23 protein-coding genes are annotated in these 24,876 nt (G+C 31.0%); 19 read left to right on the top strand and 4 right to left on the bottom strand.

From position 1 onward, the window contains the following. Positions 1-42: 42 nt before the first annotated feature. The 3 genes from WNY60_RS07030 to WNY60_RS07020 all read left to right on the top strand — a co-directional run bounded on the left by WNY60_RS07030 (position 43) and on the right by WNY60_RS07020 (position 3,536). A complete protein-coding gene (locus tag WNY60_RS07030; protein ID WP_342861957.1) occupies positions 43-909 on the top strand; it encodes a class I SAM-dependent methyltransferase in 867 nt (288 codons plus the stop codon). A gap of 221 nt (positions 910-1,130) precedes the next feature. Further along, a complete protein-coding gene (locus WNY60_RS07025; RefSeq protein ID WP_342861956.1) occupies positions 1,131-1,631 on the top strand; it encodes an OmpH family outer membrane protein in 501 nt (166 codons plus the stop codon). Between the two features lie 135 nt (positions 1,632-1,766). Next, on the top strand, positions 1,767-3,536 hold the full coding sequence (locus tag WNY60_RS07020) for a hypothetical protein (protein ID WP_342861955.1): 1,770 nt from the start codon (positions 1,767-1,769) through the stop codon (positions 3,534-3,536). Here WNY60_RS07020 and WNY60_RS07015 read toward each other — a convergent pair whose 3' ends face one another. From WNY60_RS07015 to WNY60_RS07005, 3 genes are read right to left on the bottom strand one after another with little or no spacing between them, the layout of a single operon-like run. After that, positions 3,537-3,932, bottom strand: a complete 396-nt coding sequence (locus tag WNY60_RS07015) for a DoxX family membrane protein (RefSeq protein WP_342861954.1) — start codon at positions 3,930-3,932, stop codon at positions 3,537-3,539. Between the two features lie 32 nt (positions 3,933-3,964). Further along, complete coding sequence (locus WNY60_RS07010) at positions 3,965-4,882, bottom strand: diacylglycerol kinase family protein (protein WP_339807485.1); 918 nt, start codon at positions 4,880-4,882, stop codon at positions 3,965-3,967. A 1-nt stretch (position 4,883) separates the two neighbouring features. Then, entirely contained in the window at positions 4,884-6,038 is a 1,155-nt protein-coding gene (locus tag WNY60_RS07005; protein ID WP_342861953.1) for a DNA polymerase III subunit delta', read from the bottom strand. A gap of 126 nt (positions 6,039-6,164) precedes the next feature. Between WNY60_RS07005 and WNY60_RS07000 the strand changes: the two genes are divergently transcribed. The 4 genes from WNY60_RS07000 to WNY60_RS06985 are packed head-to-tail and all read left to right on the top strand — an operon-like array spanning position 6,165 to position 11,566. Next, a complete protein-coding gene (locus tag WNY60_RS07000; RefSeq protein ID WP_145004960.1) occupies positions 6,165-7,739 on the top strand; it encodes an SPOR domain-containing protein in 1,575 nt (524 codons plus the stop codon). Between the two features lie 15 nt (positions 7,740-7,754). Continuing rightward, positions 7,755-8,942, top strand: coding sequence for a phosphoglycerate kinase (locus WNY60_RS06995; protein WP_145004957.1), 1,188 nt, complete (start codon positions 7,755-7,757; stop codon positions 8,940-8,942). A gap of 37 nt (positions 8,943-8,979) precedes the next feature. Next, positions 8,980-10,563 (top strand): LysM peptidoglycan-binding domain-containing protein, encoded by a 1,584-nt coding sequence (locus WNY60_RS06990; RefSeq protein ID WP_342861952.1) that lies wholly within the window; start codon positions 8,980-8,982, stop codon positions 10,561-10,563. Between the two features lie 25 nt (positions 10,564-10,588). Continuing rightward, positions 10,589-11,566, top strand: a complete 978-nt coding sequence (locus tag WNY60_RS06985) for a DUF4837 family protein (RefSeq protein ID WP_145004951.1) — start codon at positions 10,589-10,591, stop codon at positions 11,564-11,566. Between the two features lie 67 nt (positions 11,567-11,633). Here WNY60_RS06985 and tatA read toward each other — a convergent pair whose 3' ends face one another. Further along, positions 11,634-11,810: a twin-arginine translocase TatA/TatE family subunit gene (tatA, locus tag WNY60_RS06980; RefSeq protein WP_341587815.1), complete on the bottom strand. Its 177-nt coding sequence runs from the start codon at positions 11,808-11,810 to the stop codon at positions 11,634-11,636. A 116-nt stretch (positions 11,811-11,926) separates the two neighbouring features. Here tatA and WNY60_RS06975 point away from each other — a divergent pair, with 116 nt between their 5' ends. The 12 genes from WNY60_RS06975 (at position 11,927) to WNY60_RS06920 (ending at position 24,874) form a co-directional block, all read left to right on the top strand. Next, positions 11,927-12,796: a M23 family metallopeptidase gene (locus tag WNY60_RS06975; protein ID WP_145004945.1), complete on the top strand. Its 870-nt coding sequence runs from the start codon at positions 11,927-11,929 to the stop codon at positions 12,794-12,796. Next, positions 12,796-14,298, top strand: coding sequence for a GH3 auxin-responsive promoter family protein (locus tag WNY60_RS06970; protein WP_342861951.1), 1,503 nt, complete (start codon positions 12,796-12,798; stop codon positions 14,296-14,298). The genes WNY60_RS06975 and WNY60_RS06970 overlap by 1 nt, the downstream gene beginning before the upstream one ends. A 28-nt stretch (positions 14,299-14,326) precedes the next feature. Next, on the top strand, positions 14,327-16,018 hold the full coding sequence (locus WNY60_RS06965; RefSeq protein ID WP_342861950.1) for a hypothetical protein: 1,692 nt from the start codon (positions 14,327-14,329) through the stop codon (positions 16,016-16,018). 13 nt (positions 16,019-16,031) lie between these two features. Further along, positions 16,032-17,087 carry a hypothetical protein gene (locus tag WNY60_RS06960; protein WP_342861949.1) on the top strand — a complete coding sequence of 352 codons (1,056 nt, stop codon included), beginning with the start codon at positions 16,032-16,034 and terminating at the stop codon, positions 17,085-17,087. Between the two features lie 25 nt (positions 17,088-17,112). Continuing rightward, complete coding sequence (locus WNY60_RS06955) at positions 17,113-18,171, top strand: hypothetical protein (RefSeq protein ID WP_145004932.1); 1,059 nt, start codon at positions 17,113-17,115, stop codon at positions 18,169-18,171. Then, a complete protein-coding gene (rfbB, locus tag WNY60_RS06950) occupies positions 18,161-19,177 on the top strand; it encodes a dTDP-glucose 4,6-dehydratase (RefSeq protein ID WP_342861948.1) in 1,017 nt (338 codons plus the stop codon). The genes WNY60_RS06955 and rfbB overlap by 11 nt, the downstream gene beginning before the upstream one ends. Positions 19,178-19,190: 13 nt before the next feature. Next, the gene (gene rfbA / locus WNY60_RS06945) at positions 19,191-20,054 is read left to right on the top strand and encodes a glucose-1-phosphate thymidylyltransferase RfbA (protein WP_342861947.1); all 864 of its coding nucleotides are present in this window, start codon (positions 19,191-19,193) and stop codon (positions 20,052-20,054) included. Positions 20,055-20,057: 3 nt separating this feature from the next. Next, entirely contained in the window at positions 20,058-20,603 is a 546-nt protein-coding gene (rfbC, locus tag WNY60_RS06940; RefSeq protein ID WP_342861945.1) for a dTDP-4-dehydrorhamnose 3,5-epimerase, read from the top strand. Beyond that, complete coding sequence (gene rfbD / locus WNY60_RS06935) at positions 20,600-21,451, top strand: dTDP-4-dehydrorhamnose reductase (protein WP_342861944.1); 852 nt, start codon at positions 20,600-20,602, stop codon at positions 21,449-21,451. Before rfbC ends, rfbD begins: the two co-directional genes overlap by 4 nt. Before the next feature lie 230 nt (positions 21,452-21,681). Beyond that, positions 21,682-22,767, top strand: a complete 1,086-nt coding sequence (gene gmd / locus WNY60_RS06930; protein ID WP_145004917.1) for a GDP-mannose 4,6-dehydratase — start codon at positions 21,682-21,684, stop codon at positions 22,765-22,767. 12 nt (positions 22,768-22,779) lie between these two features. Then, positions 22,780-23,946 (top strand): DegT/DnrJ/EryC1/StrS family aminotransferase, encoded by a 1,167-nt coding sequence (locus WNY60_RS06925; RefSeq protein WP_145004914.1) that lies wholly within the window; start codon positions 22,780-22,782, stop codon positions 23,944-23,946. Continuing rightward, the gene (locus WNY60_RS06920) at positions 23,939-24,874 is read left to right on the top strand and encodes a GDP-L-fucose synthase (RefSeq protein WP_145004911.1); all 936 of its coding nucleotides are present in this window, start codon (positions 23,939-23,941) and stop codon (positions 24,872-24,874) included. Before WNY60_RS06925 ends, WNY60_RS06920 begins: the two co-directional genes overlap by 8 nt. Positions 24,875-24,876 lie beyond the last annotated feature (2 nt).

The following is a 24,876-nucleotide window of genomic DNA, read 5'->3' as shown; positions in this document are numbered from 1 at the left end:
AATTATACTCTTATCAAAAAATCAATCAAAATATAAGTAATTGTGGCTAGTCAAAATAATCAAAATGCGTTTATAGAAGTAAAAGATCACTCAGTTTCTGGAGAGGTTTTTAAATTAATTGAAAACAAAACTTATGGTTATTTAGAAACGATTCCTAAGCCAACTTTAGATAAATTACCAGAATATTATAAAACCGAAGATTATATTTCACATACAGATTCTAAAAGAAATCTATTAGAAAACGTTTATCATGCAGTAAGGGAAATAGCATTACAGCGTAAGCTAAAGTTGATTGATTCATTTCAAACTAACGATAAATACATTTTAGATTATGGTTGTGGTACAGGAGATTTTTTAAAAACTGCATTAAATAATGGATGGCATGTTTCCGGAATTGAACCAAATAAGGAAGCAAGATCAATAGCAAATCATAAAACTAAAAACGCTGTATTAGATCTGTCACAAATAAAAACTTTAAAGACTCAAAGTTTTGATGTTATCACCTTGTGGCACGTTTTAGAACATATTCCAAATTTAGAAGAACAAATCACACTACTTAAGACGTTACTTAAACCAAACGGTGTTTTAATTATTGCTGTACCAAATTACAATAGTTACGACGCTAAACATTATAAACAATTTTGGGCAGCTTATGATGTGCCAAGACATTTATGGCATTTTAATCAAACTTCTATTTCTAATTTATTTAAGACAGTTAATTTAAAAGTTCACAGTACTAAGCCTATGCTTTTTGATTCATATTATGTTAGTCTATTATCTGAAAAATATAAATCTGGACGAATGAATATATTTAAAGCTTTTTGGATTGGTTGTGTCTCAAATTATAAAGCAAGGTCTTCTGGGCAATATTCTTCATTGATTTATACGCTTAAAACAGCTAAAAAGTAATTTAATAATCAGGATTAAACGATTTCAGGTCTTAATGTGTAAATATATTGCTTTTATTAAAAAACGCCTTAAATGCGCTTATATGAGGTTGTTTTTAATAGCTATTTCTTATTCAGAATTAAAATCCTTATAAAAATTTCTTATTCTTTTAAAATCTGTTAAAAAAATAAAATTTCACATATTTAATTATTTACATTTGCTCAAAATCAAAATAAATTAAAATGAAAAAAATAATAGGTTTAGCAATTGTTGCATTAGTATTTACATCTTGTCAAAAGCAAAAAATTGCTTACGTTGATAATGGTCTTGTAATTAATGAAATTAAAGAGAAAGTAGATTTAGAAGCAAGATATAATGAAAAGGATGAAGCCTTTAAAAAAAAGGTAGATAGTTTCCGTCAGGTGTTTCAAGTTGAATACCAAAAAGTAGCAACGCTTTCTAAAAGTCAACAAGAATCAGAATTACAAGCTTTAAACCAAAAAGCACAAGGCTTACAACAAACTTGGCAAGCAGAACAGCAAAACTTTCAAAACGAATATCAAGTAGAAATAGATTCTTTAATTTCTAAAGTTAAAGGTTTTGTAAAAGATTACGGAAAAAATAACAATTATGATTACATTTTAGGGACTGTAGAGAATTCTCCAAGTGTAATGTATGGAAAAGAGGAAAATGATTTGACTCAAAAAATCATTGAAGATTTAAATGCTGCATATAAAAAGTAAGATTTTTATAGATTTTTTAAAAAAGGCGATTAACTACTGTTAATCGCCTTTTTTGACTTATAATACTTTAAATATCAGTCTTTTTGATATAAATAGCTATATTTATTGCGCTATTAATTATTTTCAATAAAGATTATGAGAGGCTTGCTATTGCGCTTTGCTATCTTCATTTCTATGTTTTCGTTTACTTATGCTCAGCAAACAGTACCATTTACAACGCAAAAAGCGTTTTATATTTATGGTGATGCTGCAGTAATAGGTAATAACATATTAAGTAAAGATAAACAAGAACCATATAATGATTATCTGTTAACCAACGATGATATTGATATGGTCTATGTGGATATTGATCAAGATAAAGCGACGTTTTCATCTAGTTCTGCTAATCTTAAATTACCTGATAATCAGTCTAAAATTGCATATGCAGTCTTGTATTGGTCTGCAACATACAGTTATATAAAAGGTACAAGAAGAGAAGAGGATGCTCAATTTTATTTTCAAGGTAATCGACAAAAAAATAGGTCTTTAATCAACAAGGTAAAACTTAAATTACCTGGAGAAAATTATCAAAATATTACAGGTAATGTGCTGTTTGATGGAGCAAAAAGTCCAGCGTTTGCTTTAAATGCTCCTTACGTTTGCTTTGCAGATGTTACTAAACAATTACAAGAGGCTAAACAAGTAAATGGAGAATACACAGTAGCTAATATTAATGCAACCCAAGGATTTGTAGCTGGTGGAAGTGCTGCTGGCTGGATGTTGTATGTTGTTTACGAAGCACCAACTAGTAAACCTAAGTATATCACTACTTTTAATGGTTTTTCTCATATTGGTAATCAACCAGAAATAATTTCATTGGACGAGTTTAAAACACCAGATAAAGGAGCAACTAGTACAGCAATTGTATTAGCAACTTTAGAAGGTGATTCTGCATTGTCTGGAGATCAATGCATTGTCGCTAACCCAGTAACTAACAAAGCGTGGCAATTACAAGCTGTAAATAGGGATAAAGATAATTTTTTTAGTAGTCAAATAACTTCAATACCCACAGCTAATACGGTTAGATATCCAAACAGTAGCAACACTTTAGGATTTGATTTGGCAACAGTTACCTTACCAAATAATGATGAGGCAGTAATAGTCAATGGAACAGAAAAAGTAGACCTTATTTTTAATACCAAACAGGATCGGTTTTACTTGTTTTTTACTGCTTTTAATACTGAAATTAGTGAATCATTTTTAAAAGAAATTCAATCAAATACACCTGTAAATGCTATTGTTTTAACGTCAGAAAAACTTGATCCAAATGTTATGTTAACATTTGATAATAAGGTTGTTAAGGCTAAAATAGAAACAATAAAAGCTATTTCTAAAACGGATTTTAAAACTATCGGTCAAGCCGAAAATTTTAACATTACTACACAATCCTTTGCTTTAAAACAACCAGTAATTATTAAAAAGGAACTAAAGCAAGAATTGGTTGTGCCTATGTCTAGTGAGATACTATCTTCTAAGTCACAAAATGAAGCTCAAGCTAAAGGAGATGTTTTAATTTCATCTACTAATTATGTGCGCGCATTAAAAATAGAAGACAAACCTTTAGAAACACAAGCATTTAAGTTGTTATTAGAAAAAAACGCAGCACTTATAGAAGGTGCAAAAGAAGGCTATTATGTTATAAATAAGTTTTTTTCCAAACCCCAAAATGCAATTACTTGGCAAAAATATTTAAAAGAAAAAGGTTACGATAGTCAGATACTTATTGATGAAACTGAACAGTTATTTTATGTTTACGTATTTCATACCCAAAATTTTTATGATGCTTACATGCAACATAAAACATTACTAAATAACGCTCTTTTTAGTCAAAATTGGGTATTTAAAGTTAATATGATTGACTATTAATTACTTAAGCATATACAAGGCTATTAAGGTTGGAATTAAGTAAATTACAATGGTTCTTGCGCCATCATAGTCTTTTGCAACACGTTGACCAAACAATAAGAGTAGTAGTGTTATAGCACTTAAAATTGCAGCATAAAAACCAAAACTGGTATTACTATCAATTATTAAAGTAAAGCAACCTATTACAGCAAATAATCCTGCAATGGTCTCTAAAATTAATATTATAGCGACATTTAAAGGTACCATATTAGCCATAAATGTTTTTGAAAAATGACCTTTTAGCCATTCAATATTACCTTTCCAATCGGTTATTTTATCGTATCCTGATTGTAAAAAAGTTATAGCTAAAAACAGTAGTAAAATTAGCTCTGTAATGTTATTAAGTATGTTATTCATAAAAGTTAGTTTTCAAAATTAGTTAGTCACTTTTAGCAGTAAAACTGGATTCCATTATTGATAATAGATATCGTGATTTTACCAGGAGCAATTTGTTCTCCATCGGCTTGAAAGTATGTATTAGTAGCGCTATTTTCTATTAAAAGATTATTTGTCTTAAAGGTTTTTACTTTGTCATGAAACACTATTTTACCATTAAATAATTTAAAGATATTTTTTATAATATCCCATTTGTAAAAATGGTTAGCAATGGTTATATCAAATAGGCCATCTTTTGGATTTGCTTTATGCGTTAATTGCATACCAGAACCAGTGTATTTGCAAATTCCTATTTGTATCATAAAGCAACACTTTATGTTTATAACCTCAGAGTTTGTAGTTATTTTGGTTTCAAAAAAACGATATTTAAAAAGTCCTTTTAAAGCGCCTAAAATGTAGGTAAATTGACCAAAAGCCCTGTTGTTATTAACAATGTTTACTACTAACCCATCAAAGCCAATTCCGGCTAGGTTTAAAAAATATTTACTTGAAATGTTTTGATCTAAGTATTTAATGCAACCAACATCTTGAGTATTAATTGTTCCGTTTAAAATAGTTTGTAAAGCCTTATTTATGTTTTTTGATATACCATGTGTCTTTACCCAATCATTACCAGTTCCAACAGGTATAACGCCAAAAATGATGCTCTTGTAATTACTATTATCCTGACTAAATACACCATTAATAAAATTGTTTAATGTACCGTCACCACCAATAATTATAAATTGTTTATGGCCTTTTTTAATAGCTGTATGTGTAATTTCAATTTCGTGATTGGGATGAGTTGTAAAACTAAACTCAATATTAAAATATAGATTTAATTTGGACTGTATAGCTAGCCAAACCTTTTTACCATGTCCATTACCAGAAACAGGATTAATGATCACAAAAAAATTACGTTTTGCTGTCAATTTAGTCTTGTTTAGCGTGTAGTAATCGTGTTAGCTTAATACTTAAGTCTGTTAGTATTATTTTAGAATTTCCGTTACGTTCTATATGGTAAATAGCATCGTTTAACTCGTTGGAAATATCCATTATATTATTATTATGAATAAAAGGAGCAAACTTAGCTATATCAAAATTTTTGCTTTTAGTTTCAAAGTAAACTAATTCTTCAGCACCATAATTTAGTAACATGGCTTGTCTGAAAAAATCTAAGCAAAAATTTAAAAACTGTTTTTGTGTTTCTCGTCCAGTTTTAGCAATGTCTTCGCTCCAACCAATTAAATCATGGATTGCACCTTTATTTCCTTTAGCTTTAAAAGCAGCACGAATCCAAAAAATAAACCATTGCTCAAATTGGTCATCTTCACTATCATGATAGACTAAATCACACGCTTTATTATAATTTCCATCCGCTTGGTGTGCTATTTTTGTAGCAGTAGCATCATCCAGATTAAATTGTTTAATAACTCCCAATTTAATATCGTCTTCGGCTAATGGTGGAAAATGTAAAATTTGACAACGCGATCTTATGGTGTTAATAATCTGTTCTTCCTCTTCTGCGATTAAAATAAAAACGGTGTTGTTTGGTGGCTCTTCAATTAATTTAAGCAGCTTGTTAGCAGCTTGTGTATTCATTTTTTCAGCCATCCAAATTAGCATGACTTTATAACCACCTTCGTAAGATTTTAAACTCAACGCTTTTACAATATCTAAAGCTTCATCTACACCTATTTGACCTTGTTTATTGTCAACACCTAATAGTCTGTACCAATCGAATAAGTTTCCGTAAGGTTGTTCTTTAAGTAATTGCCTCCATTCTTCTAAAAAATAAGAAGAAACAGGATGTTTTTTAACCTTATCTGTAGTGGTAACAGGAAACGCAAAGTGTAAATCTGGGTGAGAAAAATTATTAAATTTTAAATTACAAACTTCGTTTTCTCCTGTGTTTTCACCCAAAGTATTTTTACACAAAATATATTGTGCATAAGCAATAGCCATAGGCAAAGTTCCGGAACCCTCAGGTCCAACAAAAAGTTGAGCATGTGGTATACGACCATTATTAGCACTTGTGGTTAAGTGTTTTTTAATATGATTTAATCCTAAAATATCACTGAAAAGCATAGGCAAATATAGTTTTCCTATTATTGAAAAACTATTTTTATTAAAAATTGATTTTAACGTAACAAATTTAAAGTATGGCAGTATTTGTATATATTTGAGGATTATTAATTGTTCTACATCTTTAAAATGAAAAAGTTATTTGGCTTACTTTTTATTATAACAGGATCTTACCATGTTATTGCGCAAGAAACTGAACAAGTAAATTCAGTCACCAATGGAGGTCTTGAATTTAAATCATTAAACGAATTCTACATTTTTGGAGATACTGCGGTAATTGGTAATAACATTTTAAGTGAGGATGATAAAGATGCTTTTAATGATTTAACAGTTAATAACGACGACACTAAAATGCGTTATGTTGATATTGACAGAGACACCGAAACTTTTAGCTCTAGCCAAGCAACGCTAACCTTACCAGAGGACTTTAAAAAAATAGCATATGCAGGTTTATATTGGTCAGCAACCTATGCCTATGAAAAAGGAACACGTAAAGAACAAAAAGGTAATTACGATTATCGTGGAAGTGGAGAGCGATCTGCAGTAATTAATCAGATTAAATTTAAATTACCTAATCAAGAGTATCAGGATTTAACAGGAGAAGTAATATATGATGGGTCTACAGATCCAACACACGCCATTAATGCACCTTATGTGTGTTATGCAGACGTAACATCGTTATTAAAACAAGCAGAAAACAAATCAGGCGATTATGTCGTTGCTAATGTAAAAGCTACAGAAGGCTATTTGTCTGGTGGTAGTGCAGCAGGTTGGATGTTATATGTAGTATACCAATCACCTACAGACAATCCAAGATACATATCAACGTACCATGGTTTTGCTTTAATTAATAAGCAAGAACCTTTGGATTTAGAATTTAAAAATTTTAAATCCGTAGAAAAAGGAAATGTAAAAACATCGGTAATACTATCTGCTTTGGAAGGAGATTCCGCATTAGAAGGTGATGATTTTGCAATCATAAAACAGCGTGATGGTAGTTTCCAATCATTAAGTAATGGAGCACGTTATCAACAAAACTTTTTTAATAGTTCAATTACTAATAATAGTATAAAAAATAGGGATCGACTACCTAATAGTGAGAATACGCTTGGATTTGATATTGCACAACTTGATATTCCTAATTATAACAATGCAATAATTAATAATAGTACAAGTCAAACAACGCTTAGATTAAAGACACAAGCAGATAGATTTTACCTGTATTTTACAGCATTTCAAACAGAAATAGCTCAAAATTATTTTGACGACATTGTACAAGATAATAACCCAAGTGCAAGCCAAACAGCTAATGTATCTCCAGAGATTGTAAGATCACAACCAGAAACAGTACCAAGTTATAATACTAAAAAGAAACGTCAACCATATAGTTACACAAAACGTGGATTAAAGTCCAAAGCTTTTAAATATTTAAAAAATAAAAAAGCGACAACTATTGCAGGAATAGAAGGTGGCTATTATGTTATAGCAGGTGTCTTTGCAGAAAACATGAGAGCAAGAAAATGGACAGATTATTTAATTAACAAAGGGTATACAGCAAAAGCGTTTATTAACCCTAAAAACAGTTGGAATTACGTCTATTTATTTAGAGGAGATACCGCAGAAGAAGCCTTTAAAATGGCAGAAGATTTAAAAACAAATTACAGATATAGAGATACTTGGGTTTTAAAAGCAAACCTAAACTAAAAACATAGCAAATAAATGAAAACACTTAACGACTTTAATTTTAAAAACAAAAAAGCCTTAATCCGTGTAGACTTTAATGTTCCTTTAGACGCGGACTTTAATGTTACAGATGCTACCAGAATTCAAGCAGCAAAACCAACCATAATCAAAATATTAGAAGATGGTGGAAGTTGTATTTTAATGTCTCATTTAGGAAGACCAAAAGGTGCTCAAGAAGAGTTTTCGTTAAAACACATAGCAAATAAAGTAGAAGATATTATTGGTGTCGAGACTCAGTTTGTTTCGGACTGTGTAGGTGAAGCTGCAGAAAAAGCAGCAGCTAACCTTGAACCAGGAAAAATACTTATTTTAGAAAATTTACGTTTTCATGAAGAAGAGTCTAAAGGCGATGTCGCTTTCGCGGAAAAACTAGCCAAACTAGGAGACATTTATGTAAATGATGCGTTTGGTACAGCACACAGAGCGCATGCGTCTACAACAATAATCGCACAGTTTTTTCCAGAAAAAAAATGTTTTGGATACTTATTAGAGCAAGAAATTAAAAGTATTGATAAAGTAATGAAAACTGGCGAAAAACCAGTATTAGCAGTGCTTGGAGGTGCAAAAGTATCCTCTAAAATTACTATAATAGAAAACATTTTAGACAAAGTAGATCACTTAATTATTGGAGGAGGTATGACCTTTACCTTTGTTAAGGCACAAGGCGGTAGTGTTGGAGATTCTATTTGCGAAGATGATAAAATGGACTTAGCATTAGACATTTTAAAACAAGCTAAAGCAAAAAACGTACAGATACATTTACCAGTAGATGTTTTGGCAGCAAATGCGTTTAGCAACGATGCAGACACCCAAGTTGTGGATGTTAATAAAATACCTGACGGATGGCAAGGTTTAGATGCTGGTCCAAAATCCAAAGCTATATTCCATGATGTAGTAATGCAATGCAAAACAATACTTTGGAATGGTCCTTTAGGTGTTTTTGAAATGGAAAATTTTGCAAACGGAACGATAGAGTTAGGTAACTCCATTGCAGAAGCTACTAAAAATGGAGCATTCTCTTTAGTTGGAGGTGGTGACTCTGTTGCTGCAGTTAAGCAATTTGGTTTTGAAAACAAAGTAAGTTACGTAAGTACAGGAGGAGGAGCAATGCTAGAAAGTTTAGAAGGTAAAACTCTTCCAGGAATTGCTGCAATTTTAGACTAAAAGTAAACGTTACAGCATAAAATCAAACAAATAATAAATGCAGCATTTAAAAACATATATTTCCTTTTTATTAATCCTATTTGGCTTTACATTTAGTGTGGCTCAAGACTCATTACAAGCGCAAACAAGATTAACTCAGGATAAACTGATAGAAGGAGAAAACTACGTTATTGATACAATAATCGATGGTCAAGCTTACTTTAAAAAAACAGTAGAGGGATTACAACCTTTACCACAGGTTTTAGAAGATCATGAATTTGCTTCTAAAATTGATAAAAAATGGCTTGAAGAGTTATACAGTAACACACTTTATGATACTATTTATAGAGATGTTTCAGGATTAAAATATGATGCAGTATATTATCCAGAGTTAACTACAGATACTTTAAAAGCTAGACTTTCTCGCTTAAACGCAAGAACCCCTTTTAATGTTGAATATAATCCTGGTTTAGAAAGCGTTATTAAGTCCTTTTTAAAAAATCGTCATCAATCATTTGAGCGTTTAATGGGTTTAAGTAATTATTACTTCCCTATGTTTGAGCGCGAACTTGATAATTACGACATTCCTTTAGAAATGAAATATTTAGCAATTGTAGAGTCTGCTTTAAAACCAAGAGCTAGATCTAGAGTTGGAGCAACCGGTTTATGGCAGTTTATGTTTGCAACAGGTAAGGAATATGGTTTGGATGTAAGTAGTTATGTGGATGAGCGCAGTGATCCGATTAAAGCGACTATTGCTGCTTCACAATATTTATCAAAATTATATAAATTATTTGGAGATTGGGATTTAGCATTAGCTGCATATAATTCTGGTCCAGGTAACGTTAGCAAGGCTATTAGACGCTCTGGTGGTTATCAAAACTATTGGAATATTAGACCTAATTTACCTAGAGAAACTGCTGGTTATGTGCCAGCTTTTTTAGCCACTATGTATATTTTTGAATATGCAAAGGAGCATGGCTTTGTACAACATAAACCAGAGTTTCATTTAATAGAAACAGATACAATTCACGTTAAACAAATGATTACTCTAGACCAAGTGTCAGAGTATACAGGTGTAGAGATAGAGACGCTTCAGTTTTTAAATCCAGCATACAAATTAGATGTTATACCTTATATAAAAGGTAAAAATTACACATTACGTTTACCACGAAATATTATTGGAGCTTTTGTAAATAATGAGGACCAATTGTATGCTCATGCAAAAGCAGAATTGGATAAACGAGAAAAACCACTACCTCAATTTCAGGATTCTGATACCAAAACACGATATAGGGTAAAACAAGGAGATTATTTAGGTAAAATAGCCAGAAAATTTGGCGTTAGAGTAAGTCAAATTAAACAATGGAATGGGATGCGCAATAATAACCTTAAAATAGGTCAGCGATTAACCATATATCCTAGAAACGGAGTGCCAGTAAGCCAATCTAAAGCTGTAGCTTCGGCTAAAAAAAGTACTAAGCCAGTAAACGGAAAAACATATACTGTGCAACAAGGCGATAGTCTATGGAGTATCTCTCAAAAGTTTTCTGGTATTTCTGTCCAAAATATTAAAGATTGGAACGATATTAGTGGTACTAAATTAAAACCAGGAATGAAACTTTTAGTTTCTAAAGGGTAAGTAATCATTTAAATAGCATAATAAAATGAAAAAATTAGCTGTATTAATTGTATTAGTATGCACAATATTATCGTGCAACGAAGGGACAAAACAAAACCAGCGTATGGTCCCAAAATCTTCAGGAAACTTATATAACGTTAGTGTTGTTGTAGATAACGAGTTATGGAAAGGTAATGTTGGAGACGCTATTAGAGACGTATTAACTACTGTAGTACCTGGATTACCACAACCAGAGCCTATGTTTGATATTAATCAAATTCCGCCACAAGTATTCTCTGGATTTGCTGCAAAAAATAGAATTGTTTTAAAAATAGAACAAAGCGAAAAGTCTGAGATTAAAATAGCTACAGATGCGTATGCACAACCTCAAAAGGTAGTAGTTGTATCAGGACCAAATGACAGCAAAATTATTGAGGTTTTAAAGTCTAATAAAGATAAAATTTTAGATACGTTTAAAAACCAAGAAATTGAAGCACGTCAAACGTTGACAAACAACTCACTGCATACAAATAATAACATAGAAAAAAAATTAGGAATCTCGGTTAAGTTTCCATCTATCTACAGAATAGCTAAAGAGGATGGTGATTTTTTCTGGGTTAGAAAAAATTTAACAACAGGAACTAATAATTTTATGGTGTACCAAGTACCATTAGATGCTATAGATAAAGAAGGAGATATTACACAGCAAATTATAACTATTAGAGATAGTGTTGGTAAAAAGTATATTCCTGGACCAATAGATGGCTCATACATGAAAACCGAAGAAGCTTACACACCCTTTCTATTCACAACTATAATTGATAATAAACCAACATATGAAGTAAGAAGCACTTGGGATATTGAAGGCACATATAATGCAGGACCATTTGTTAACTACATGGTAGAAGATAAAATTAATAACCGTTATGTAGTATTAGAAGGTTTTACCTTTGCACCATCAGTTAATAAGCGTGATTATATATTAGAGCTAGAGTCTATTATTAAATCCTTGAAAATTAACTAAAGCAGTTTTAAGTCATAAAAAAAACCCAAGCATTGCATTGGGTTTTTTTTATATGATAAAGTAAAATTTACTTTTTCTCTTCGTTTTCTTCTTTGCTAGCGTCTTTAAACTCTTTAATTCCGCTACCTAGTCCACGCATTAATTCTGGAATTTTCTTTCCTCCAAATAATAATAAAACCAAAACCACTACAATTGCGATTTGCCAAGGTCCAATCATACCTAAAAATATACTTGCTGAAATCATAACTAAAAATTTAGACCACAAAGTTAATAATTAAACTTTAATAATAACGTTAAAACACTAACTTTAGCTTTAGCTAAAGATGTTAGCACAATTTTTTATTTACTTTTGTTTTTAATATGGTAAAATCTGAAAAAAAATCTAAAAAAATTAAGAAGAAACTACTTCACAAGTATCGTTTAGTTATTTTAAACGATGATACTTTTGAAGAACGCCTTTCACTTAATTTGACGCGTTTAAACGTGTTTATACTTGGAACAATATCTGCTATTTTATTAATTGTTTTAACCACCATTTTAATAGCTTTTACACCCTTAAAGGAATATATTCCAGGATATTCATCCACAACACTTAAAAAGAAAGCTGTTAAATTAAGTTTTCAAACAGATTCTTTACAACGTACGATTGATTTAAACGAAAAATATTTTGCGTCTATAAAACAAGTATTACAAGGCGAAGTAAGTACGGTTAAGTTTAATAAAGATTCTATAATACAGGCTGCTAAATTAGAAGCCAGTCAAGTTGATTTAAATCCAATTAAAGAAGATTCGATCCTTAGACAAAAAGTAGATAAAGAAGATAAATATAGCTTGTTTGAAACCGCTACTTCCAAAGCAAATTTTGTTTTATTTCCACCAGTAAATGGTACAATTAGCGAAAACTATAACGTTAAAACTAAACACTACGCTGTGGATGTTGTCGTTGCTAAAGACACGCCTATAAAATCTACTGCAGATGGAACTGTAATTTTTGCCGAGTGGACTGCTCAAACTGGTCACGTTATTATAATCGAACATAGTCAAGGTCTAATATCTGTATACAAACACAACGCTTCCTTAACTAAAGCGCAAGGCGATTTGGTTAAAGCAGGAGAAGTGATTGCTACAGCAGGAAATACAGGCGAGTTATCTACAGGTCCACACCTTCATTTTGAATTATGGAGTGACGGTTATCCAGTAAACCCAACTAATTTTATAGATTTTAAATAATGCCATCAATTAAAGCAGCTTTAGCTAAACCATTTGCAAAACGCATTTATAAAAAAGTGCAAAAATGGGCCAATAACCCAATTCCGACACAAGATAAAGTGTTTAAAGATCTTATTAGCCAAGCCTCAAGTACAACCTTTGGTATTGATCACGATTTTATTAGTATTAATAATTATCAAGACTTTGTAAAACGTGTACCAATTAGGGATTATGAAGACCTTAAACCTTATATCGACAAGGTTGTGGCTGGTCAAGAGAATATTTTATGGCCAGGAAAACCATTATATTTTGCAAAAACTTCAGGTACAACTTCAGGCGCAAAATATATTCCGTTAACTAAAGACAGTATGCCAAACCATGTAAACGCAGCTAGAAATGCTATTTTGCTTTACATTCATGAAACAGGAAACGCCAAATTTGTAGACGGAAAAATGATTTTTTTACAAGGAAGCCCAGTTTTAAAAGAACAAAATGGGATACAACTAGGTCGACTATCTGGTATTGTAGCGCATTTTGTCCCTAAATATCTTCAAAAAAATAGAATGCCATCATGGGAAACTAATTGTATTGAGGATTGGGAAACTAAAGTAGAAGCAATAGTCGAGGAGACAGTTAATCAAGATATGTCAATAATATCCGGAATTCCTTCGTGGGTACAAATGTATTTTGAAAAACTGCAACAAAAAACAGGTAAAAATGTAGGAGACATATTTAAAAATTTCAACCTATTTATTTTTGGAGGTGTTAACTATGAACCTTATCGTGCAAAATTTGAAAACTTAATAGGTCGAAAAGTAGATAGTATTGAATTGTATCCAGCAAGTGAAGGATTTTTTGCTTTTCAGGACAAACAAAATGAGAAAGGAATGTTATTGCAACTTGATTCTGGAATGTTTTACGAGTTTGTAAAAGCTGACCAGTTTTTTGATAAAAATCCAAAACGTATTACGATTAAAGATGTGGAGGTTGGCGTTAATTATGTCATGATTATATCCACTAATGCTGGTTTATGGGCTTATAATATTGGAGATACTATAATGTTTACAGACACAAAACCCTATAGAGTTATTGTATCTGGTAGAATAAAACATTTTATTTCGGCTTTTGGAGAACATGTTATTGGTAAAGAGGTGGAACAAGCCATGAAAGAGGCTACACAAGGGACAGATATAAGAATAAATGAGTTTACAGTTGCGCCACAAATTAATCCAGAAATAGGATTACCATATCATGAATGGTTTGTAGAATTTGAAAACGCACCAAAAGACATTTCTGCTTTAGCAAAAAAAATAGACGCTTCGTTGCAAAAACAAAACAGTTATTACTTAGATTTGATAGAGGGAAAAGTATTACAACCTTTAAAAATTAGTAAGGTTAATAAAAATGGATTTCAAAATTACATGAAATCTATTGGTAAATTAGGAGGTCAAAATAAAATACCACGTCTAGCTAATGACCGCAAAATAGCTGACGCTTTAAAACCACATATTTTAGCTAAATAATATTATCTTTGGCCATTAAATACATTACATGAGTAGTATGATAAAACAACATGAAAGAACGAGAGCTCAAGAAAGCTCAAATGCAATAGAACGTATGTATATTACGATGCGTCACTTGTTTAATAGAGGGTTTTATAAACCAATGGGTGTGTCTGGAGAGACACTTCGTGAAGCATTATTAGTGCTTAGACCAGAAATTTATGGGTCTATATCTGAAGAAAAAGCGGAGCTTGAAGGGTTACTTTACGTAATTGATAGATTGCCTCATGGAATTGAAGAGTGTCGATTTATTAATCTAACTAGTGATGAAGGCTATAAGGATTCTCATTTTGAAGCTATAATTCCGCCAAAACGAAGAAGAAACTGCTATCGTATTGATGATGAGCAAATGAATATTGAAATCACTAGAGGTCGCTCTGAGATTTATGATATATTAACGCATTTAACCTTTTTATTTGTCGAATCCCATAAAATTAGTAAGCGAGTTATTATTGATGAAAATGGCGCAACTACAAGAGATTGGCAAAAGCTAGAAGCAGCAGTATTAAACAAGAAAAAATTAACGCAAAAAGAACGTGAAATTGCTATCACGCATACCGCAAATATTTTAGGACGCACGTTTAAAGAACTGTCTACCGTTTATAACGTTTTTGCATTGCCAAATAAACCAGAGCGTTTATTACATATTGTATATTGGTTAGGTAAATTAGCAATTGATGAGGTTGTTAATAATAATAAACGTACTGTAACATTTAGTCCAGTGTTAAGAGAACGATTAGGTCACCATATCCATGGTGAAATCTGGGCTAACACGATAAAAAATACACTTAAAAAAGAAAGTCTTTTAGAAAGACCAATCCATATTATTAGTGCCAATTTACATAGTGTCATGAATACACTATACTCTCCAATTGCATTAAAAGCCGAAACCTCTAAAACCGAAATTTTTAAAGTGTACGAAGCCTTAAGCCAAAGCGATAATAAAGCGTTGCGTAACAAGGTCACCCAAAAGGCGTTGCAACAAGGTATGATTTTTATTCCAGACACTTCTGGAACCAATATAGATGTTCAGATTTTTGATACTGCTAAGCTTGACTTATCAAAGACAGACTTAAACTTACCAAAACAAGATAAAAATTCTGAAGCACCTGTGCTTTTTGTTATGGATTATGCTTTTGGAGAACAAGCGTATGAAACAATTGACGAGTTTTTAAAACCGTTTAGAGAAGGAGACACTAAAACACATCTAAATATTGAGTCTATCTCAATAATGGGTAAAGCAGGTATATTAGAAGGCTCAAAAGGAGACATAATGATACCTTCTGCACATATTTTTGAAGGAACAGCAGATAATTATCCTTTTGAAAATGAGTTAAACAAATCTGATCTAGAAAATCAAGGTGTTGCAGTATATGAAGGAAGTATGATTACCGTTTTAGGAACATCACTTCAAAATAAGGATATCTTAAAGTTTTTTTATAATTCTACCTGGAATGTAATTGGACTTGAAATGGAAGGTGCGCATTATCAAAAAGCAATACAAGCAGCATCTAAAGTTAGAGGTAGTATAAATCCAAACGTAAAAGTAAGATACGCATACTATGCTAGTGATAATCCATTGGAATCTGGTGGAACATTAGCTTCTGGAGGACTAGGTACTTCAGGTGTGAAACCAACCTATTTAATTACTAGGAAAATTTTACAACAAATATTTAATTAAATATATAAAAAGTATGAGTAACGAATTACAACCTGAAAAAAACAATAAGGACGACGTGGATTTAATTGTTTTTTTCAATTTAATTGGAAATACGATTAATAAATTATTGGTTTTTATAAAATCAATTTTTGTGGGTATTTATGGTCTGTTTATAGCATTAATTAGAGCTATATTTATTAATATTAAAATTATACTTGCAGTTGCTGTTGTGGCAATAATTATAGGTTATGTATTAGATACACAAAAAGAAAAGGTGTATTATTCTGAAATGTTTGTAGTACCTAAATTTCAATCAAAATATGAATTGATTAACAGTATAAAATATTACAACTCGTTGATTGCAGTTGGAGACACAGAAGAATTAATATCCCAGTTTGGAATAAATGAAACAGAAGCAAAATCTCTTATAGGTTTTGAAGCAGAGATAGGTCCAGAGTCAAAAAATGAACAATTAGAAAGCTTTAATGGGTTTTTAAAAACCTTAGATAGTACAACAAAGACTAAAATTACTTTTGAAGACTATATAGATAATAGAAATATTTATACTGCCAATGTGTTTTTGTTAAGAGCGCGTTCCCACAATTATAAGATATTTAAAAAGTTGGAAGGTGGTTTGTCTAAATCTATAAACAACGTGTTTTCTGATATAGAAAAGAAAAAAAGAGACTCTGTTTTAATTTTAGAAAAAGAAAACTTAGAGTTATCTTTAGTTGAAGTTAGAAAGATGAAAGACGCTTACTTAGATGTACTACAAAAAGAATCAGAAAAAAATATAGTATCTTCTAATCTAGGCAGCTCTTTAGGTTTTCAAGTAGAGAAAACAGAAACAAAAGAGGACCAATTATTAACAAAAGAATTGGATATCTTAAAACAGTTAAATGGACTTAAAAAAGAGCTGGTAGTTAATGACGAAATATTTGAAAAAATTTCTTCATTTAAAGAAAAAGGACTTTTAGAAAACATTTGGTATAAAAAGTATAAAATAATATTCCCGCTTATAGCATTAGTTTTACTAGCTTTGGTAGGCTCTTTTATAAAGTTTTATAAGCATGTAGTCAATTATAAATAGGTGTTAAATAGTACAACATTTTACAATGAGTGAAAATAATAAAGAAATAAAATCAAATAACGAAGAAGAAGATTTAGTTGTTTTTTTTAACCTAATAGGTAATGCTTTTAATAAATTATTAAACAATATATTTAGGATACTTAAATATATATTTTCAGTATTAATTTTTACGCTTAGGTTTTTTATTACCAAATGGAAAATTATTTTAGGCATTGTGCTATTAGCTGCTGTCATTGGATATGCTTTAGAGAAAACTAAACCTACTGCTTTTCAAGCAGAGATGTTGGTAGAGCCTTATTTTAATTCTAAGTTTCAATTGGTTAATAATATTGATTATTTTAACGCATTAATAGCTAGTGGTGACACGCAATCATTACAAAAAATATTTAAGATTGATAAAGAGACAGTAAGTGCCATTAATGGATTTAGTATAGAGCCTGGACCTGAAACAGAAAATGACAAGCTGTTGCAATATGAGAATTTTATAGCGCAATTAGACAGTGTCAGAGCTCAAGAATATTCTTATGAGGACTTTATTAGTAATAGAAGTGAGTATGCCGGAAAGTTCTTTTTAATTAAGGCATATGCTTCAAGAGCTAACGTATTTAAAGATTTGGAAGATGGTATATTAACTTCTTTTGTAAATAATTATTCAAACAAAGCCATGAAAAGGCGTGATGATTTAATTAATATTCAAAAAGAAAATCTTGAAGATCAATTACAACAAGTAAAAGATTTACAAAATATTTATATTAATGTAATAGAGAGAGAATCTAACAATAAAGAAAAAAGCTTTAAAATTGGCGACATATCTATATCAGGTAGTGATGGTCAAAAAACTAGAGAATACGAGCTATTACAAGAAGAACAAAGAATAAGAAACGAGTTAAAGAAGTTAGAGGAACAAAAAATAGAAGAAGATGTTGTATTTGAGGTAATATCTAGCTTTCAGGAAGTCGGTAACATATCAAGTCATTGGAAAGAAAAATATTCAATTATTTTCCCAATACTATCTTTAGTAATACTGATATTATTTTTTATGATTAGAAAAATAATTGTCTATACTTTAAATTATGAAGAATAAAACCATACTTGTTACTGGAGGAGCAGGTTTTATTGGTTCTAATTTTATATCGTATTATTTAAATGAAAACCCTAACGTAAATCTGGTAAATTTAGACAACTTAACCTATGCTGGTGATTTGACTAATTTAGATGAAGTTGAAAATAATCCTAATTATACTTTTATAAAAGGTGACATTTGCGATAGAGGTTTAATTGAGCAGTTGTTTGATAAGCATCAATTTGATGGTGTTATACATTTTGCAGCAGAATCTCATGTAGATAATTCAATTACTAATCCAGGTGCTTTTATAGATACTAATATTACAGGAACCTTTAATTTAATAGATGTAGCAAAATCTTATTGGATGTCAGCTCCTTTTCAATTTAAAAAAGGAAAAGAAAATAATAGATTTCATCATATATCTACGGATGAGGTTTATGGCTCTTTGGGTGATACAGGTTTATTTAAAGAGGAAACACCATACGCACCTAATAGTCCGTATAGCGCCTCAAAAGCAGCCTCAGATTTTATAGTTAGAAGCTATTTTCATACATATGGCCTTAATGTTGTTACAACAAATTGTTCCAATAATTATGGACCTAAACAACACAATGAAAAATTAATTCCAACAATAATTAGAAAAGCGCTTTCAGGAGAAAATATTCCTATCTATGGAGATGGTAAAAATATTAGAGACTGGTTGTATGTCCTAGACCACTGTAAAGGTATTGCTTTAGTTTTTACACAAGGTAAATCTGGTGAGACTTACAATATAGGAGGTAGAAATGAGCGTAACAATTTAACTATTGTGGATACTATATGTTCAATTTTGGACAATATTAAGCCAGAAAATAAATCTTATAAAGAGCAAATTACCTTTGTAAAAGATAGACCAGGTCACGATTTAAGATATGCTATTGATGCTACAAAAATTGAAAACGATCTAGGCTGGAAAGCAGACGAGAATTTTGAGTCTGGAATTAGAAAAACCATTGACTGGTATTTAAAAAAATATAATAGTTAATAAATTATCATTAATGAAAGGAATTATATTAGCAGGTGGATCAGGTACAAGGTTACATCCTTTAACCAAAGTATTAAGTAAGCAATTAATGCCTATTTATGATAAACCAATGATATATTATCCTTTATCCACGTTAATCCATGCAGGTATAAGAGAAATTTTAATTATATCTACACCAGACCATTTGCCTTTATTTAAACAATTGTTAGGTGATGGTAGCCAATTAGGATGCAATTTTGAATATGAAGTGCAAAAGGCTCCTAACGGATTAGCCGAAGCTTTTATTATAGGGAAAAATTTTATCGGAAAAGATAAAGTAGCATTAATATTAGGAGATAATATATTTTATGGAACAGGTCTATCGGATTTATTAAAATCAAATATTAATCCAGATGGTGGTATTGTGTATGCTTATCATGTTACAGACCCAGAACGTTACGGAGTTGTAAACTTTGATCAAGAAGGTAAAGCATTATCCATTGAGGAGAAACCAGAAAAACCAAAATCAAATTACGCAGTTCCCGGAATTTATTTTTACGATAACACTGTAATCCAAATTGCAGAAAACATAAAACCAAGTCATAGAGGTGAATTGGAAATTACAGATGTAAATAAAGCATATCTAGAACAGGGTAAATTACAAGTATCTATTCTGGATAAGGGTACCGCTTGGTTGGATACAGGTACATTTAACTCGTTGATGCAAGCATCGCAGTTTGTTCAAGTGATAGAAGAACGTCAAGGTTTAAAAATAGGAGCAATAGAAGAGGCTGCATATAGCAGTGGTTTTATTTCTAAACAACAATTAATAGATTTAGCAACACCATTACTAAAAAGTGGTTATGGTGAGCATTTAATTAGTTTAGTAAATCAATAATAAATGAATATTGTTAAAACAAAACTTAAAGATTGTTTCATTTTTGAACCAACCATTTTTGGTGATACTCGAGGCTATTTTTTCGAAAGCTATAATAAAAGTAAATTTGAATCTTTAATTGGTAAAGCAATTGATTTTATTCAAGACAACGAGGCTTTTTCTAATAAAGGAGCGTTAAGAGGGCTTCATTTTCAAGAAGGTGAATTTGCCCAAGCTAAATTAGTTAGGGTAACACAAGGCTTAGTATTGGACGTAGCAGTAGATTTACGACCAGATTCTGAAACCTTTTTACAACATATAGCTGTTGAGTTATCTTCGGATAATAAAAAACAACTTTTTGTACCCAGAGGATTTGCACATGGTTATATAGTACTTAGTCAGACAGCAGTATTTAATTATAAATGTGATAATGTATATAATAAAGACTCTGAAAACGGTATAATATACAATGATAAAGACTTAAATATAGATTGGAAACTTAGTCCTGATCAATTTATAGTTTCAGAAAAAGATAAGATTCTTCCAACTATAAAAACACTTTACAAATGAAAAAAATCCTTGTAACAGGTTCAAACGGACAACTAGGATCATGTTTAAAAATAAAATCTAAAGAACAAGACACTTTAAATTTTGTTTTTTTAGATAGTAAAAGGTTAGATGTTACTAATGTCAACCAGATTAATAAAGTTTTTAGTGAAAACAACTTTGATTACTGTATTAATTGTGCTGCATATACAGCAGTTGACCAAGCAGAAGACGAAAGTGATATAGCTTATAATATAAATACTTTAGGGGCTAAAAATTTAGCTGAAGCCTCTAAAAAATTTAAAGTAATTTTAATTCATATTTCAACAGATTTTGTTTTTAACGGTAAAGCGGAAACGCCATACAAAGAAACAGATACAACAAACCCTTTAGGTGTTTACGGGACGACTAAATTGCAAGGAGAACATGAAATTCAATCTATATTAAGCGACTATTATGTAATTAGAACCTCTTGGTTATATTCTGAATTTAAAAATAATTTTGTAAAAACGATGCTAAATCTAGCATCAAAAAGAAGTGAATTAAGTATTGTTAATGATCAAAAAGGGACTCCTACAAATGCAAACGATTTATCAGAAGCTATTGTAAAGGTAATTAATAGCGATAAAAAAGCATTTGGGCTATATCATTTTAGTAACTTAGGTGAAACAACGTGGTTTAATTTTGCGAATAAGATATTTGAATTAACTAATACCAAAATCAAACTTATACCAGTAAGTTCTTTGGAGTATGTAACCAAAGCACTTAGACCAAAGTACAGTGTAATGGATAAAACAAAAATAATAGACACCTTTGATTTAAAGGTTTTAGATTGGGAAAAAAGTTTAAAAAATCATTTAAATAATTTTTAATTTTATCAACCATCAATTTTTGGAATTAATTATTGCAACATATGTATAAAAGCAAAAAGTGTAGTGTGTTATTTAAAACGACCACTTAATTTAGATAATCTAAACGTTAGATTATACTATAATTAAAGTTTAAACAAAAATCACTAATAATTGGTTTTCGCTTTAAAATCAATATCTTTGACCCATCTTATGGTAAGTTGATAACCAATTAGTTAAAAAACGGAAATAAAATGCAACAAAAAAAAGCACTAATAACAGGGATAACAGGTCAAGATGGATCATTTTTAGCGGAGTTATTAATTGAAAAAGGTTACGAAGTACATGGTGTTATTAGAAGGAGTTCTTCTTTTAATACAGAAAGAATAGAACATCTGTATATTGATGAGTTAATTAGAGACCTTCATTCTAATAGAAAAATAACACTTCATTATGGTGACATGACGGATACTTCAAACTTAATTAGATTAGTTAAGCAAATTGAACCGGATGAAATCTATAATCTAGCTGCACAATCACACGTTAAAGTGTCTTTTGATTTGCCAGAATATACAGCTAAAACCGATGCTTTAGGGACGTTAAGTTTATTAGAAGCTGTTAGGATTTGCGAATTAGAAAAGAAAACCAGAATCTATCAAGCTTCTACTTCCGAACTTTATGGAAAAGTACAAGAAATTCCTCAAAAAGAGACAACTCCTTTTTATCCAAGATCTCCATACGGAGTAGCAAAAATGTATGCTTATTGGATTACTAAAAACTACAGAGAATCTTACGGGATGTATGCTGTTAATGGTATCTTGTTTAATCATGAATCTGAAAGACGTGGTGAAACATTTGTAACTAGAAAAATCACCCTTGCAGCCTCTAGGATTGCTGAAGGAACTCAAGATAAATTATATTTAGGAAATTTAGACTCTTTAAGAGATTGGGGTTATGCTAAAGACTACGTAGAGTGTATGTGGTTAATGTTACAACATCCAGAGCCAGAAGATTTTGTCATTGCAACTGGAAAGCAATATTCAATTAGATACTTTAGTGAATTATCTTTTAAAGAAGTTGGAATTGAAATTGTATGGGAAGGTAAAGGTGTAGAGGAAATAGGAAAATGTAAAAAAACTGGTAAAGTATTAATTGAAGTAGATCCAAAATACTTTAGACCTGCAGAAGTTGAAACCTTATTGGGTGATCCATCAAAAGCTAATAAATTATTAGGATGGAACTCTAGCAAAACATCAATCGAAGTGTTAGTTAAAATCATGATGAAACATGACCTTCAATTAGCTAAAAAAGAACACACAATTAAAAAATCATTTGATTAAAAATTTTCTATAATGAGATATACCTTATCTGATAATACTTGGGACAATAAAGAGTTTGAAGCTTTAAACGAAGTTATAGCATCTGGATTCTTTTCAATGGGAGAAAAAGTAAAAGCTTTTGAACAGGATTTTGCTAAAAAATTCAATTCAAAATATGCTGTGATGTCTAATTCTGGATCATCAGCTAATTTATTAGCAATCGCAGCTTTAGTCTATTCAAAAAAACTAAACGCAGGTGATGAGGTTCTAGTACCAGCGGTATCTTGGAGTACAACCTATTTTCCATTATCCCAACACAATTTAAAATTAAAGTTTATCGACATAGATGCAAAAACTTTAAACATGGATGTTACCCAAGTAGAAGCTGCAATAACGCCTAATACAAAAGCAATTTTTGCAGTAAACTTACTTGGTAACCCAAACGATTTTGACGCCTTAAATAGCATTTGCAAAAAACACAATTTAATTCTGTTAGAAGATAATTGTGAGTCTATGGGTGCCTTTTATAAAGGTAAAGCAGCTGGAACAATTGGAGAAATGGGAACCTTTTCTACCTTTTACTCTCACCACCTTTGTACAATGGAAGGTGGGGTAACCGTAACTGATAATGAAGAGCTTTATCATTACATGTTGTCTATTAGAGCTCATGGTTGGACTAGAAACCTTCCAAAAGACAGTAAAATTTACAAGAAAAAAGAAGATGCTTTTTACGAGAGTTTCAACTTTATAATGCCTGGATATAACCTAAGACCAATCGAAATGGAAGGCGCTTTAGGTATTGAGCAATTAAAAAAATTAGATGGTATTATTGCACAAAGACGCGAAAATGCTAAATACTTTAAATCTCAAATTAACGATTTAGAGGGTTATAGATTTCAACAAGAAACAGAGGACAGTTCTTGGTTTGGATTTGCAATAATTTTAGAAGGAAAAAACAAAGGTAAACGAAGCCAATTAGTTAAGCTTTTGGATCAAAATAATATTGACGCAAGACCAGTAGTTGCGGGTAACTTTGTTAGAAATAAAGCAGTCGAGTATTTAGATTATAGTGTACATAATACATTAGAAAATGCTGATTACATCCATGACGAAGCCTTTTTTGTAGGTAATCATTCAAAGGATAATAAAGAGCATGTAGACCGTTTAATAAGTTGCCTTAAATCTTTTTCAAATGCATAAAGACGCTAAGATATATGTAGCTGGACATAATGGTATGCTGGGCTCTGCTGTTGTAAGAGCTCTAAAAAAAGACGGTTATCACAACCTTGTTTTTAGACGATCTTTTGAATTAGATTTAAAAAATCAAGAAGCGGTTAATAGTTTTTTTAAAACCGAAAAACCAGAATACGTATTTCTTGTTGCTGCAAAAGTTGGTGGTATCGGAGCAAATATTGAAAGACCAGCCGAATTTTTGTATGATAATTTAATGATTAATTCCAATATCATTGATGCAGCATACCAAAACAAAGTCTCTAAATTATTATTTTTAGGAAGTTCTTGTATATATCCAAGGTTATCACAACAACCAATGAAAGAAGAGTATCTTTTAGATGGTAAATTAGAACCAACTAATGAGGGATATGCTTTAGGAAAAATAGCAGGAATAAAACTATGCGAATATTATAATAAGCAATACGGGACAAATTTTATATCTGCAATGCCACCTAATCTATATGGCGAAAACGATAATTTTGACCCAGCACATTCCCATGTTATAGGAGCGCTTTTAAGAAAGTTTCACACTGCCAAAGTAAACAACGATGCTGAGGTTGTAATGTGGGGTACAGGAAGTGCTAAAAGAGAGTTTATGTATGTTGATGATGCAGCAAGTGCTTGTTTATTTTTAATGAATAACTATAACGAAAACCAACACATCAATATTGGCTCGGACGAGGATGTTCAAATAATAGAATTGGCGGAAATAATTAAAGGAATTACAGGATTTGAAGGTCAAATAGTTAAAGACACTACAAAACCAGACGGTATGCCTAGAAAGCTAATGGATAGTTCTAAAATGCACGAGTTAGGATGGAAACATTCCGTAGACTTAAAAGAAGGATTAGAAAAAACCTTTCAATTTTTTTTAGAACAAGAAAACGACAGATAAAT

The organism is Olleya sp. AS48 (assembly GCF_038900355.1).
Taxonomy (GTDB): Bacteria; Bacteroidota; Bacteroidia; order Flavobacteriales; family Flavobacteriaceae; genus Olleya.
Note: the sequence above shows the minus strand (reverse complement) of the source record. Positions and strands in the feature narration are given on the sequence as shown.